This window comes from Mucilaginibacter sp. PPCGB 2223, from assembly GCF_001705515.1.
Lineage (GTDB): Bacteria > Bacteroidota > Bacteroidia > Sphingobacteriales > Sphingobacteriaceae > Mucilaginibacter.
On sequence record NZ_MDJS01000005.1, the window covers coordinates 327221 to 340446 of the forward strand.

15 protein-coding genes are annotated in these 13226 nt (G+C 46.9%); all 15 read right to left on the minus strand.

Annotation, left to right across the window (positions count from 1 at the left end; translation table 11 throughout):
• Nucleotides 1–6: 6 nt before the first annotated feature.
• Nucleotides 7–1053 carry an NADH-quinone oxidoreductase subunit NuoH gene (gene nuoH / locus BEL04_RS22830; RefSeq protein ID WP_066007914.1) on the minus strand — a complete coding sequence of 349 codons (1047 nt, stop codon included), beginning with the start codon at nucleotides 1051–1053 and terminating at the stop codon, nucleotides 7–9.
• A gap of 3 nt (nucleotides 1054–1056) precedes the next feature.
• Nucleotides 1057–2055, minus strand: coding sequence for a 2Fe-2S iron-sulfur cluster-binding protein (locus tag BEL04_RS22835; protein WP_066007915.1), 999 nt, complete (start codon nucleotides 2053–2055; stop codon nucleotides 1057–1059).
• 127 nt (nucleotides 2056–2182) lie between these two features.
• Complete coding sequence (gene nuoF / locus BEL04_RS22840; protein WP_066007916.1) at nucleotides 2183–3544, minus strand: NADH-quinone oxidoreductase subunit NuoF; 1362 nt, start codon at nucleotides 3542–3544, stop codon at nucleotides 2183–2185.
• Nucleotides 3545–3549: 5 nt separating this feature from the next.
• Nucleotides 3550–3729: a hypothetical protein gene (locus BEL04_RS22845; protein ID WP_066007918.1), complete on the minus strand. Its 180-nt coding sequence runs from the start codon at nucleotides 3727–3729 to the stop codon at nucleotides 3550–3552.
• Between the two features lie 4 nt (nucleotides 3730–3733).
• Nucleotides 3734–4258, minus strand: coding sequence for an NAD(P)H-dependent oxidoreductase subunit E (gene nuoE / locus BEL04_RS22850; protein ID WP_066007919.1), 525 nt, complete (start codon nucleotides 4256–4258; stop codon nucleotides 3734–3736).
• Complete coding sequence (locus BEL04_RS22855) at nucleotides 4251–5462, minus strand: NADH-quinone oxidoreductase subunit D (RefSeq protein ID WP_066007920.1); 1212 nt, start codon at nucleotides 5460–5462, stop codon at nucleotides 4251–4253. The genes nuoE and BEL04_RS22855 overlap by 8 nt, the downstream gene beginning before the upstream one ends.
• Before the next feature lie 15 nt (nucleotides 5463–5477).
• Nucleotides 5478–5975: an NADH-quinone oxidoreductase subunit C gene (locus tag BEL04_RS22860; RefSeq protein ID WP_066007924.1), complete on the minus strand. Its 498-nt coding sequence runs from the start codon at nucleotides 5973–5975 to the stop codon at nucleotides 5478–5480.
• Nucleotides 5975–6517, minus strand: a complete 543-nt coding sequence (locus tag BEL04_RS22865) for an NADH-quinone oxidoreductase subunit B (protein WP_066008057.1) — start codon at nucleotides 6515–6517, stop codon at nucleotides 5975–5977. Before BEL04_RS22865 ends, BEL04_RS22860 begins: the two co-directional genes overlap by 1 nt.
• A 105-nt stretch (nucleotides 6518–6622) precedes the next feature.
• Nucleotides 6623–6994 (minus strand): NADH-quinone oxidoreductase subunit A, encoded by a 372-nt coding sequence (locus tag BEL04_RS22870; protein ID WP_066007926.1) that lies wholly within the window; start codon nucleotides 6992–6994, stop codon nucleotides 6623–6625.
• A gap of 64 nt (nucleotides 6995–7058) precedes the next feature.
• Nucleotides 7059–8810, minus strand: a complete 1752-nt coding sequence (locus BEL04_RS22875; protein WP_066007928.1) for a tetratricopeptide repeat protein — start codon at nucleotides 8808–8810, stop codon at nucleotides 7059–7061.
• A gap of 56 nt (nucleotides 8811–8866) precedes the next feature.
• Entirely contained in the window at nucleotides 8867–9775 is a 909-nt protein-coding gene (locus BEL04_RS22880; RefSeq protein ID WP_066007930.1) for a PstS family phosphate ABC transporter substrate-binding protein, read from the minus strand.
• A gap of 224 nt (nucleotides 9776–9999) precedes the next feature.
• Complete coding sequence (locus BEL04_RS22890) at nucleotides 10000–10830, minus strand: energy transducer TonB (RefSeq protein ID WP_066007933.1); 831 nt, start codon at nucleotides 10828–10830, stop codon at nucleotides 10000–10002.
• A 51-nt stretch (nucleotides 10831–10881) separates the two neighbouring features.
• A complete protein-coding gene (locus tag BEL04_RS22895) occupies nucleotides 10882–11421 on the minus strand; it encodes a biopolymer transporter ExbD (protein ID WP_066007935.1) in 540 nt (179 codons plus the stop codon).
• A 12-nt stretch (nucleotides 11422–11433) separates the two neighbouring features.
• A complete protein-coding gene (locus BEL04_RS22900) occupies nucleotides 11434–12048 on the minus strand; it encodes a biopolymer transporter ExbD (RefSeq protein WP_066007937.1) in 615 nt (204 codons plus the stop codon).
• A gap of 73 nt (nucleotides 12049–12121) precedes the next feature.
• A complete protein-coding gene (locus BEL04_RS22905; protein ID WP_066007939.1) occupies nucleotides 12122–12952 on the minus strand; it encodes a MotA/TolQ/ExbB proton channel family protein in 831 nt (276 codons plus the stop codon).
• Between the last annotated feature and the right edge of the window lie 274 nt (nucleotides 12953–13226).

Consider the following 13226-nt stretch of genomic DNA (forward strand, 5'->3'; position numbering starts at 1 on the left):
AATCTCTCACTTAAAATTATAAATCAACCCGGTTATCACGATGTTGACGATGGCCAGCGGGATGAGGATCTTCCAGCCCAGGTCCATCAGCTGATCGTAGCGGAAACGGGGGATGGTCCATCGTACCCACATAAAGAAGAAGATGAAGGCCACGATCTTGATAAACAGTACCAGTGTACCAACCAGCGGCCCCCAGGTTAAGCCTAAATGGGCATTAACCACATCCATAAACGGATAGTTATAACCTCCAAAGTACAGGGTTGCCATTACTGCCGACGATACAAACATATTGATGTACTCGGCAAACAGGTAAAAGCCCAGTTTCATGGATGAATATTCGGTATGATAACCGCCAACCAGCTCGGTTTCGCACTCGGGCAGGTCAAAAGGCGAACGGTTAGTTTCCGCGAAAGCGCAAACCATAAACAGCAGGAAGCCTAAAGGCTGTTTAAATACGTTCCAGGTGAACCAGTGGCCGTTCCAGAAACCGTGTTGCTGTGCAGTGATATCGCGTAAGCTGAGGGTGCCGGTGATCATCAATAAAGCGATGATAGAGAGGCCCATGGCAATTTCGTAACTGATATTTTGCGACGCCGCGCGGATTGCTCCCAACAGCGAGTATTTGTTATTGGATGCCCAGCCGCCGATCATGATGCCGTAAACGCCTAATGATACTACGCCGAAGATATACAGAACGCCAACGTTGATATCGGTAACCTGCAGATCGACCACAGTTGAACCGATAACCATTTGCTGGCCCCATGGAATAACCGCGGAACCGATACAGGCCGTCATGATAGCCAGCGATGGCCCGACGATGAACAGAAAGGGATTTGCCCGGGTTGGGATGATCTCCTCCTTCATAAACATTTTAGCGCCATCGGCTAAAGGCTGCAGAATACCCAGCGGGCCCGCGCGGTTAGGGCCAACCCTATCCTGAAAAAAAGCCGCCACCTTACGCTCGGCATAGGTTGAATACATGGCCGCCAACAGGCTTATGCCGAAGATTACGACAATGAGGATAAATTTTTGAGCGATTAGAGCAAATTCCATTGATTATAAGCGTGTTTGACGTTCAAATTGTTCTTTATTGGCTTCAACCAGCAGCGGGTTTGTTTTAACAACGGGCAGCGGTATCAGCGTTTCGTAATGGTTTGAACTGATAACCGAGTGGTGCGAAATTTTTCGCGGGCCTTCGATCACCCAGTCGCTGGTTTTCTTTTTATCAAAACGGCAGGTGTTGCAGATGAACTCTTCCACCTCGCCGTAAACATCTTTACGTGCGGTAACGCGTAAAACATCTTCGCCCTTGTACCAGAGTGTTACCTTACCGTTGCACTTTTCGTGATCGCAATCGCGGTGTGCGTCGACCGGTTTAGTGAACCATACGCGGTTTTTAAAGCGGAAAGTTTTATCGGTTAAAGCGCCTACCGGGCACACATCGATCACGTTACCCGAAAAATCGTTATCTACCGCAGCATGGATATAAGTTGATATTTCGGAATGATCGCCCCGGTTTAAAATACCGTGGATACGGTGATCGGTGATCTGATCGGCTGTGAACACGCAGCGGTAGCAAAGGATGCAGCGCGTCATGTGCAGCTGTATCTTATCGCCGATATCGATCTTCTCGAAGGTGCGGCGGTCGAACTCGTAACGGGTTTTAGCCGCGCCGTGCTCGAAGCCCAGGTTTTGCAGGTCGCACTCGCCCGCCTGGTCGCAAATAGGGCAATCCAGCGGGTGGTTAAGGAGCAGCATCTCTACAATACCCTTGCGCGCTTCCACAACTTCGGGCGAAGTGATGTTCTGCACTTCCATACCATCCATTACCGTGGTGCGGCATGATGCTACCAGTTTGGGCATAGGGCGAGGGTCTTTTTCGGATCCTTTGCTCACCTTTACCAAACAGGTACGGCATTTACCGCCGCTGCCCTGCAGCTTTGAATAATAGCACATCGCCGGCGGAACGATATCGCCACCTATCATCCTTGCGGCGTTAAGGATGCTTGTCCCGTCGGGCACTTCAATGCTAATTCCGTCTATAGTTACTTTCATAAGCCCCCTCTAAATCTCCCCCTAAAAGGGGAGACTTTTGAATTTTATGTTTCTTATATATCTTTTATAATCAATTCCTCTTTGCCTTTCTCAAAGTCCTCCCTTCCGGGGAGGATTTAGGAGTGGCTTATGCTACCGGCTCCGGTGCCGGTAACGGATCGGCGTAATGGGCCAAGCCAAAGTTACCGGCCAGCGCTGCCGATGGGTTAGTTACATGCCATTCAAACTCGTCGCGAAAATGGCGGATGGCGCTGGCTACCGGCCAGGCTGCCGCATCGCCCAACGGGCAAATGGTATTACCTTCAATTTTTTTCGACACGTCGACCAGCAGGTCCATATCGCTCATTTTGCCGTGGCCGTACTCTAAACGGTGCAGCACTTTTTCCATCCAGCCGGTACCTTCGCGGCAAGGCGAACATTGGCCGCAGCTTTCGTGGTGATAGAAACGGGTAAAGTTCCAGGTGTTGCGAACAATACACTGGTCTTCATCAAAAGCGATAAAACCGCCCGAACCCATCATGGTGCCGGTAGCAAAGCCACCGTCGGACAGGGATTCGTAGCTCATTAAGCGCGGCGCTAAGGCTGCGGTTTTGAGGAACAGGTTAGCCGGTAAAATAGGCACCGATGAACCACCGGCGACTACCGCTTTTAAACGTTTGCCATTGGCGATACCACCGCAATATTCGTCGGAATATAAAAACTCTTCGACAGGCAGGCCTAAGTCGATCTCATAAATGCCGGGTTTAACCAGGTTGCCGCCGGCCGAGATCAGTTTGGTGCCGGTACTGCGGCCGATACCGATCTTGGCGTATTCTTCGCCGCCATCGCGGATGATGGGTACTACCGCCGCGATCGACTCGACATTGTTTACCACCGTAGGGCAACCCCACAAACCGGCAATAGCCGGGAATGGCGGTTTAATGCGCGGGTTACCGCGTTTACCTTCGAGCGATTCGATCAGCGCGGTTTCTTCGCCGCAGATGTAGGCGCCGCCGCCGGGTTGTACGTACAACTCAAGGTCGTAACCGGTGCCTAAAATATTTTTACCCAAAAAACCTTTTGCTTTTGCTTCGGCGATGGCCTTTTCGAGGATGCGGATCTGCGGCATCATTTCGCCGCGAACGTAGATGTACGATACGTTAGCGCCCAATGCAAAGCTCGAGATGATCATCCCCTCGATCAATAAATGCGGGATATAGGTCATCAGGTAACGGTCTTTAAACGTTCCGGGTTCCGATTCGTCGCCATTGCAAACCAGATAACGTGCTTTGCCTTCGGGTTTAGCCAGGAAGCTCCACTTCATACCGGTTGGGAAACCCGCACCACCGCGGCCGCGTAAGCCCGATTTCTTCACCTCCTCGACGATCTCGTCGGGCGTTAATGTTTTTAAAGCTTTTTCGACAGCAGCATAGCCGCCTTTTGAGCGGTAAACATCAAAGGTATTGATGCCGGGTACATTGATATGTTCTAATAAAAGTTTGCGTCCCATGGTTGCTAATAGATCCTTTTAGTAAGCTTATAATAATTAATATGCCTTATTATACAGGTTGCCAGCGCTACGCCGAGCAAGGGGTAAAAAATTACCGGGTATGTTTTCAAATCGCCGGTAGCTACAATGGTAGCCGACGCTGCCGCAAACAAAACATCAGATAATATTAAGGTTGCGGCCGTCATCGCATCAATTTTTTGCCTTTGCTGTTAAATCCGCTATTAAAGTGTCCACCTTTTCGGCTGTTAAATTTTCGTAAAAAGTATATTCGGGGCCAATCTGCAGTACCGGGCCGAAACCGCAGGCTGCCAGGCACTCCACACCCCGCCAGCTGAATAAGCCGTCGGGTGTAACTTCGCCTTCTTTAACCCCTAATTTTTGTTCGATATAATCCATGATCTTTTCGGCGCCGACCAGGCAGCAGGGGCCGGTACGGCAAACTTCCAGCAGGTATTTACCCTGTGGGCGCATTAAAAACATGGTATAAAAAGTAGCCACCTCGTAAACTTCGATGGGCTGTATGCTCAAATAATCGGCAACGGCATCCATAGCTGGGGCGCTTACCCAGCCGTATTCGGCCTGTACCAAATGTAAAATGGGCAGCAGGCCGGCTTTTTGTTTTCCTTCCGGATAGCGGCTCACCACATCGGCCATTTTAGCGGTTAATTCAGCTGAAAAAGTAACCGGCTCTTGTTTTTCCTCAACTCTAAGCATCTAATTCTCCTGCTATAATATTTAAACTACTCATGTTTATAATGGCATCCGATAAGAGCATGCCGCGGCTCATGGGCGCATACATCTGGTAATTGATGAAGCTTGGCCTGCGGAAATGCAGCCTGTACGGCGTACGGCCGCCATCGCTTAACAGGTAAAAACCTAATTCGCCGTTAGCGCCTTCAACCGAGTGGTATACCTCGGTTTTTGGTGTATCGATCTCGCCCATCACGATCTTGAAGTGATAGATGAGCGCTTCCATATTGTTGTAAACTTCTTCTTTTGGCGGCAGGTAAAACTCGGGCACATCGGCGTGGAAAATGCTTGAGTCTTCTTTCTCTAATTTAGCCATGGCCTGCTCAATAATGCGCAGGCTTTGCCACATTTCTTCATTACGCACCAGAAAGCGGTTGTAAACATCGCCGTTGCTGCCAACCGGCACCTCGAAATCGAAGTCCTCGTAAGAGCTGTATGGCTCCTGGGCGCGTACATCGTAATCAACGCCGGCAGCGCGCAAAAGCGGGCCGCTCCAGCTGTAGCTTAAAGCGGTCTCGGCAGTTACCGCGGCAACATCTTTGGTACGGTCGATAAAGATACGGTTACGGGTAAACAGCGCTTCGAACTCTTTTAACACGGGCGGGAAGCCGGTTAAGAATGATTTTATTTTGGCGAATGCGATATCGTTAAAATTACGCTCGAAACCGCCTATGCGGCCAATGTTGGTGGTTAAACGCGAACCGCATATCTCTTCGTAAATTTCGTATACATGCTCGCGCCATTGCATCATGTATAAAAAGCCGGTAAAGGCGCCGGTATCCACACCCAATACGCCGTTACACACGATGTGATCGGTAATGCGGGCCAGTTCCATGATGATAACGCGCAGATATTCGACGCGTTTAGGCAATTGGATGCCCAACAATTTCTCAACCGTCATGTGCCAGCCCATGTTGTTGATCGGCGATGAACAGTAGTTCAAACGGTCGGTCAGCGGGGTGATCTGGTAAAACGGGCGGTGCTCGGCGATCTTTTCGAACGCGCGGTGAATATAGCCTATAGTTGATACGCCGCTAACAATGCGCTCGCCATCCAGCTCGAGCACGTTCTGGAACACGCCGTGCGTGGCCGGGTGTGTTGGCCCGAGGTTTAAGGTCGAGGTTTCGTTTTGCGGGTCGTTGTCTGTAAAAACAGGATGATTCTGCATTCTTTATATGAAATATTATCTTCCAAAGAAATAATCTCTTTTATCTACTCGGTTCGGGTCTTCCAATGGGTATTCTTTACGCATTGGGAAAGCCGTCATATCGTCGACATTTAAAATACGGCGCAGGTCGGGGTGCCCGTCGAACAGGATCCCGAACAGGTCGTATGTTTCGCGCTCCATCCAGTTGGCGCCTTCCCAAATGTTAACTGCAGTTGGGATATGCACATCATCGGTAGTTAAAGCAACCTTTACCCGGATACGTACGCCGCCGGCCAGGTTGTGTACGTGGTATACAACAGCAAACTGCTTTTCCTTTTCGGGATAATGGATTGCGGTAATATCGGTAAGGTGGATGAAGTTCAGATCGGATTTGAGATAGCCTAATACGGCGATGATGTTTTCGCGGGCAGTTTCAACGGTTAAAAGGCCAAAAGGCTCGCCTTCGGGTATAATTTGATCGCCGAATTTAGCGGTCAGTTGCTGAAGCAGTTCTTCGTTAGATACTTTGGCCATTATTGAATTCCGTATTTAGCTAACAGATCGCGGTACGATGGGTCGTTACGGCGGCGGCCCGACTCGGTTTGTACCAGTTTTTGTATATTCATAAAACCATCGATAATGGCTTCGGGGCGCGGCGGGCAGCCCGGAACGTAAACGTCGACCGGGATGATCTCGTCGATACCCTGTAAAACCGAATAAGTATCAAATATGCCACCGCTTGATGCGCAGGCGCCGACAGCCATTACCCAGCGGGGTTCGGCCATTTGCAGGTATACCTGGCGCAGTACCGGTGCCATTTTTTTGGCGATGGTGCCCATTACCATCAGCAGATCGGCCTGGCGCGGCGAAAAGCTTAAACGCTCGGCGCCGAAACGCGACAGGTCGTAATGCGAGCCCATGGTTGCCATAAACTCGATGCCGCAGCACGAGGTGGCAAATGGCAGGGGCCACAACGAGTATGAACGGGCGAGACCCACGGCCTGATCGAGCCTTGTGGCAAAAAAACCGGAACCTTCAATACCAGGAGGGGCTTCAACTATCTGAATATCACTCATAGTTATAACATAAAAACTCATCCAAAAAGGATGAGTACAAATTTAGTAATTATATCGGCAACAGTGTTAAAAAAACACTAAGCCGTGTATTTGGAATGGTTCTAATTAATCCCAGTCTAACGCCTTCTTTTTTAGCACATAGATGAAGCCAAGCAGCAAAGTGCCCATAAAGATGAACATCTCGACCATGCCGGTGCCTTTCAGATCGCGGAAATTTACGGCCCAGGGGTACATAAAGATCACCTCGACATCGAACAGCACGAACAGGATAGCCACCAAAAAGTATTTGATGGAGATTGGCGTACGGGCGTTGCCGATAACTTCGATACCCGATTCGAACGTGCTGAGCTTATCGTCGGTTTTGCGTTTGGGGCCAAGCTTATGCGTGGCGAACATTGTTAACACAACGAAGCCTACAGCAACCACCATCTGGAAGATGATGGGCAGATAATTAACGGGAAAACTTTGTGGTTCCATGTGGCAAATATATAACCTTTGATTTTAAATTAAAAAGCCTCCCGAAGTACCGGGAGGCTTTATTTTATTTTCCTTTACCAGGGGTTGGCGGGGTTGACGGCGGTGCCGCCGGACCGCCGTGGCGTGCGTAATATTGCATCACCTGTTTGTTGGCAGGGTCGAGCTCTTTGGCCTTGCCCCAGTTTTCGGCAGCTTTGGCCTCATCTTTAGCAGTTAACTCGTAATAGAAACCTAAATAGATATAGGCTTCCAGTAAGCCTTTTTTGTTATTTACCGGGTCGCCGCCGGCTTCGGCTATGTATTCTTCATAAAAAGGTTTGGCCAGACCTTTAAATTTCGAACGGTCTTCAGATTCGCGATCGTCGGCAACTTCGGCACGTAACAACGTTACTGTTGCATTAGGCTTAGCCAGGTGGTGGTTTACATAGCTTAATGCAGTATCAGCTTTTACCAATAAGCTGGTATCAGGAGCAACTTTTGTTTTGGCATAGTTTCTTTGTTGGTCCTCAAAAGCATACTCGTAGCTGCGGCCCATGGTTAAGTAATCGCTCAGCTTGTGGTTTTTTGATTTTTTAATAAACAGATCATAGTTATCGGCGGCTGCGGCATATTTATGTTGTGAGTATAATGACCGGGCAATTTCGCCATAAATATCTGATTGGGTGGTATCTAAAGCTATCGCTTTTTTAAGGTTGACGATACCGAGCGAATCCTGGCCATTGGTTTTTAACGCAACCTGTGTACGACCCAAATAAACATAATCGCCGGGGATGATACGTTTAGGCGCTGCTTTTGATAACCAGGTATTTAAAGCCTGCAACGCGGCCGGGTAGTTGCCGTTTTCGTAAGCAGCATAACCCAGGTAACGGTAAACGCGCAAATCGGTATTGCCGGCTTTGGCCAGGTCGTTCGCTTCCTGCTCCAGGGTTTTCCAGTCTTTGGCGTACACCAAAAAGTCGGTGTAACGGAAACGCGACTCCAGCGAGCGGTCGGTCAGGTCTAAATATTTTTTGTAGAAATCAACCGCTTCTTTGTTTTTGGCGGCAGTTTGTTTCGGGTCGGCATTGGCGATCAGCAGATCGGTTTCGGCCATTTCGCGGTAAGCAGGGCCATAGTTCGGATCGAGTTTGATGGCTTCCTGGTAACCTTTAATAGCGTCGTCGAAGTTGCCAGCACCTTTGATCAATACAGCTTTGGCTACTTTAATGTTCGGGGCGTTGGGGTCTAAGGTTTCGGCATCGGCATAGCTGGTGTAAGCATGGTTGGCATCACCAAAAGCCTGATAGGCATCCCCGAGAGTTAGGAATAACTCGGGATCTTTAGACGGGTTTTTGCCGCCTAAGGTTTTTGCTTTCTCTAAAACTGCAATGGCAGCTTCGGCGCGTTTTTGTGCAATGGGCTTTTTGCCCAACAGGTATGCTTTGCCTATGTAAACATAGGGTTTGGTATCTTTACCGGCAAGCAGCATGGCTTTGTCAAAATTGGCCGACGCCGAAGACGCGTTGTTATCGGTCAGATCGACAGCGCCTAAGCCCACAATGTTTAATGCAGATTTTGGGTTAACTGCCAAGCCTTTATCAAATAAGATCTTGGCAGAGTCGGCATAATCCTGTTTAAGGTACACCCAACCGAGGTAAAAAAAGTTCTCGTCTTTAGTAGGTTGAGTAACCGTAAGGTTTTTCAACATGGATTTAGCCTTTTGATATTGTTCAGCATCGATGGCTTTTTTAGCGTCGGGCAGACTTTGCGCAAAAACTGATGAACCTATCAATATCAGGCCTAATGATGTGGTAACTAACTTGCTTGTTATTTTCATGGCTCAATTATTAATACTCTATATGTTTATTTTAGTTTGGATGTTTACTATGTTAATTATTTACCGAAGCTAACTTCGCGGGTCGGTATCGAATCGGGCAGCAACCCCGACCGTAAAACGATGCGCTGGCCGCGCTCGCTTTCGAGGAAGGTTGCAAACCCGGTTGCCAGGCCGCGCCTGCCGGTACTGTTTATAATATATAAAGAACGCTGCAACGGATACTGCCTCATAGCCAAACTATTTTGCGATGGCGTAAAATAGCTTTTCGGATCATCCTTGTTGCTCTCATCTTTAACCCCGACCATTTTAATCTTATCAACTAAAGCGGCATAGTATTTATCGGGCTCCAGCAGCCAGGTATAGCTTATAAAGCCTATGGCCTGCGGGTGTTCGCCAACGTATTTTATAACATCAACGTTTGATTTGAGCGCATAGATATTGTTTTGATTAAACTGATCTACGCCTGACAAATCTTTCAAATATCTTGTAATGCTGGAGTTTGGGTTATCAAACACGATGGTTTTATTGGTTTTAACCTCTCCCCTGAGCATTTTTTTTATTTCGGCAACCGAAGTTAATGTATCGGTCGACGCTTTATTGACGATCAGTGCCACGGCATCTATTGCAAAGCAATTGATCTCGGGCGGTAAAGTACGTTTACGCAGCAGGGCTAACTCGTCTGGCTTTAAATTACGGGCCAATATAGCTACCCTGATGCTATCATTTAAAAAAAGCCGTAACGCTTCGTTTTCGGTTTTGTAGATCATCTGAGGATCGGCCTCTTTGTTAGTGGCTTTAAAAATATAAAGCTCCTGATCTAATATCGGCGAAAAAGATTCGTCGGCAACAAACTGCGCTTTTCCGGTTATAAAGGTATCGTTATGCTCTTTTACCCCGGAGCTGCAACCGCTAAACAGCAATAATGAAGCCAAAAAAGAAAATAAAACCTGCGAACTATTTTTCATTTGGCTGTTTTTTAAACAAACGCGAAATGCGGATAACATCGTACACAATTATTAGCGAGCCAAATAAAACTCTTTGATACTTCGGCATATCAAGCGGGAACTTATCCCAAAAGATGATCATCAGCCCAAGTACGAGGAAAGCAATAAAAGTGATGATTCCTAAAATGAGGAGAAATCGCCTTGTGAGCGATTTCTCCCTATTGTTAAACTGTTGTAACATCGAATTAGTTCGCGTCGCCTAAACTAAAGTTTACAGGCAGGGTAAACTGTACACGTACCGGTTTACCGTTTTGTACGCCTGGTTTCCAGTGAGGCGACATTTTTAACACGCGTACGGCTTCGTCGCCGGTTCCGCTTCCTGGCTCGCGGATAACTTTGATGTCGGTAAGGCTGCCGTCGCGTTCAACAACAAACTGGATGTATACTTTACCCTGGATGTTGTTTTCTTTGGCGATAGACGGGTAACGGATGTTTTTTTGCAAAAACTTACCCAATGCTGCCTCACCACCCGGATACTCCGGGTTAATTTCTACCGCGGTGAATACCTGGTTATCCGTTGCCTCGGTTACGTTTTTAACGTCGGCATTACCTACCGGCTCGTCGATACGAACTTCCTGGTTAGGATCACCTTTTTGCTCTTTCTGACCCGGGTCGGCAACTTCTAATTGCTTTTCGGTTGGCGGATCTTTCTCGCGCACCTCGTTATCCGGCTTTACTACCGGAGGTGGGAAACGCACCTGGTCAACCTTGGGTTTAGGTGGTTCTTTGGGTGGTGGCGGTGGTGGTTTCTGTTTATCAAGCGGTGGTGGCGGCATGAGCACAACGTCGGTGACCTTCACCTTTTGATCCGCTTTTGGAATGAAGCCCTGAATTTTGTTCCAAATGGTTGGCGAAGCCAGCACAAACACGAAGCACAGGATAGCGATAACAAGAGCCTTGTTTGTATTACGAGGGTTCTCTTTCCGCAGTTCGTATGCACCATAAGCCTGGTTACGACCTTTGAAAACTACATTCAGCCATTCCGGATTAAAAATATCTACTTTTGATCCTATCATTTCTTTGGACTGTTGTATTAATTAACGGTTAATTTTTTTAATTATTGTTGCTTAGTAATTACCATCGCGCTTAAGCAGTTCCAGCTCAACAGGTGTGATATCAACTATCGCATGACGCTCGATACCTGTGATGCTTAACTCATCAAGGGCCGATACCAGGTTTTCATAATTCGAGTGGTCGCTTGGTTTCACGATCACGATCATATCCTGGCCGCCATGTGTTTGCTTGATCTTATCTGAGTTTTCAACCAACGCTTTGCGCAAACCATCTTTACCAAAATGGTCGGTGGTCGGCGGTGTTTTGCCCGGCTCGCCTACAAACCATTCTACTTTATCGCGTGCGCCTAAAAGTATTGTCATGGTACGTGTAGCAGGCACAGGCAACTGATCGGGGTGCTTATCGTCCTTATCTGGCATTGCCAGGTCCATCGCTTTTGGCTTTAACAGGGTAGTGGTTAACATAAAGAAGGTGATGAGCAAGAAAGCCAAATCCACCATCGCCGTTAAATCGACGCGGGTTGAGGCTTTTTTCGACCTTACCTTGCCACCTTTATGTCCGCCGCCACCCCCGCCGGTATTTAATTCTGCCATTTTTTTATGTTTTTACATCCCTCGGGATGCAGTAATTAAACTGAATTTGTTAACTTTTTGCTTCTGCAGTATGGCAATGATCTTACCAATGGTAGGATACTCTTCTTTTTTATCGCCTTTGATGCAGATAAGTAAAGACTTGCCATTAAGCGCCGCATCGGCTTTACGTGCCTCCCTTACCCAATTGAAAAGTTCGTTACTTACCGAATCGGTAGGTATACCCGGCTGTTGTATTGATTTGGCTTTTTCGGGCTCGTTGATCAACTGGTCAAGGTATCCTTTCAAACTGCCGATAGGCATACCGAAAGTAGGCAGGGTAATAAACATTGCTTTTTCCTGTGGGGTAAAAGTAACGTTGTACAATTGCCCAACCTGCTCGAGCATAGAGGCGCGGATCTTGTCGCCCTCAACGCTAAAGAAAACCTTACCATGGCCAACTGTTAGCGTGGCAGTATTCTCTTCGGGCAATACTATGGTGTGGGTGTATGAAGGAATAGCCACGGGTACCGGATCGTCGGCTTTAAATTTCGACGTCATGATGAAAAACGTAAGCAGCAGGAACGCCACATCGCACATGGCGGTCATGTCGGTTGCTGTACTTTTTCTCGCTATTTTAACTCTGGGCATATTTTTAATTTAAATATAAGTTCGTAAATATCAATTATAGCTGGTACTATAATTAACGCTTCGTTACATCAGATTATTTTGATTTGTGCGATGCAGCGAATGTTTGAACTATACTGAAGCCGGTTTCGTCGATTGCGTAAGTTAAAGTATCGATTTTTGAGGTAAACACGTTGTACATGATGATCGAGATAGCCGAAGTACTGATACCCAACGCTGTATTGATCAGGGCCTCAGAGATGTGAGACGATAACTCAGAAGCGTTTGGAGCACCTGCGGCGCCCATCGTACGGAACGCACCGATCATACCTAATACTGTACCTAACAGACCCATCAGTGTACCGATTGATACCAGGGTAGCGATGATGGTTAAGTTTTGCTCTAACATCGGCATTTCAAGCGAAGTTGCTTCTTCGATGTCTTTTTGGATAGCCAATGTTTTTTGATCAACATCCATGCCTGTTTCAGCTTCCATTTCGCGGTATTTTTTCAAACCCGATTTGATTACGTTAGCAACCGAACCTTTTTGTTTGTCGCACTCGGCCGAAGCAGCATCAATGTTGCCCGAGTTTAAGAACGCCTGTACTTTTTTAACAAAAGCATCAACACTGCCACTGCCAGAAGCTTTGCTGATCACTACGAAACGCTCGATAGAGAACGTGATCACCATTAATAAACAGCTCATGATAATTGGTACCACATAACCACCTTTGTGTACAAGGCCAAATACGTCTGTAGCTTCGGCAGAAGGGTCACCACCTTTATAATGGCTTCCGTCACCCAGGAAGAAGAAGAATACTAATATGGATACGATAATGCAAATTGGAATTGCAAAGGATGCGAACATGCTACCTGCTGAACTTGAGCTTTCTTTTTTAACAGGAGTTGGTTTTGGTGCGTTTGCCATTACTTTAATTTTAGTTTTTTAGTTTTATAAATGTAAGTTAATTAATGTGCTACTTGTAAAACAGAATAACAAATTTAAAATATAAATGAATAAAAAAAACCTTTTTTAGTATTCTTTATAATAAATTAACATTGACTGTTAATTTGTTTAATTGGTTATTCAATAACGTACTTAAATAAAAAAATTGCCTGTTATCGAGACAATTTTTTACAATACAAACCATTTTTTTTTATAAACGCAAGCGGTTACATTAATTTTTTTTGTAACTAAAACG

What these genes read in the sequence shown, in the direction of transcription:
- nuoE (WP_066007919.1), bottom strand. Translation starts at nt 4,258, where the DNA reads ATGCTTAGAGTTGAGGAAAAACAAGAGCCGGTTACTTTTTCAGCTGAA.
- nuoH (WP_066007914.1), bottom strand. Translation starts at nt 1,053, where the DNA reads ATGGAATTTGCTCTAATCGCTCAAAAATTTATCCTCATTGTCGTAATC.
- BEL04_RS22845 (WP_066007918.1), bottom strand. Translation starts at nt 3,729, where the DNA reads ATGACGGCCGCAACCTTAATATTATCTGATGTTTTGTTTGCGGCAGCG.
- BEL04_RS22865 (WP_066008057.1), bottom strand. Translation starts at nt 6,517, where the DNA reads ATGAGTGATATTCAGATAGTTGAAGCCCCTCCTGGTATTGAAGGTTCC.
- BEL04_RS22855 (WP_066007920.1), bottom strand. Translation starts at nt 5,462, where the DNA reads ATGCAGAATCATCCTGTTTTTACAGACAACGACCCGCAAAACGAAACC.
- BEL04_RS22890 (WP_066007933.1), bottom strand. Translation starts at nt 10,830, where the DNA reads ATGATAGGATCAAAAGTAGATATTTTTAATCCGGAATGGCTGAATGTA.
- BEL04_RS22875 (WP_066007928.1), bottom strand. Translation starts at nt 8,810, where the DNA reads ATGAAAATAACAAGCAAGTTAGTTACCACATCATTAGGCCTGATATTG.
- BEL04_RS22905 (WP_066007939.1), bottom strand. Translation starts at nt 12,952, where the DNA reads ATGGCAAACGCACCAAAACCAACTCCTGTTAAAAAAGAAAGCTCAAGT.
- BEL04_RS22900 (WP_066007937.1), bottom strand. Translation starts at nt 12,048, where the DNA reads ATGCCCAGAGTTAAAATAGCGAGAAAAAGTACAGCAACCGACATGACC.
- BEL04_RS22895 (WP_066007935.1), bottom strand. Translation starts at nt 11,421, where the DNA reads ATGGCAGAATTAAATACCGGCGGGGGTGGCGGCGGACATAAAGGTGGC.
- BEL04_RS22860 (WP_066007924.1), bottom strand. Translation starts at nt 5,975, where the DNA reads ATGGCCAAAGTATCTAACGAAGAACTGCTTCAGCAACTGACCGCTAAA.
- nuoF (WP_066007916.1), bottom strand. Translation starts at nt 3,544, where the DNA reads ATGGGACGCAAACTTTTATTAGAACATATCAATGTACCCGGCATCAAT.
- BEL04_RS22870 (WP_066007926.1), bottom strand. Translation starts at nt 6,994, where the DNA reads ATGGAACCACAAAGTTTTCCCGTTAATTATCTGCCCATCATCTTCCAG.
- BEL04_RS22835 (WP_066007915.1), bottom strand. Translation starts at nt 2,055, where the DNA reads ATGAAAGTAACTATAGACGGAATTAGCATTGAAGTGCCCGACGGGACA.
- BEL04_RS22880 (WP_066007930.1), bottom strand. Translation starts at nt 9,775, where the DNA reads ATGAAAAATAGTTCGCAGGTTTTATTTTCTTTTTTGGCTTCATTATTG.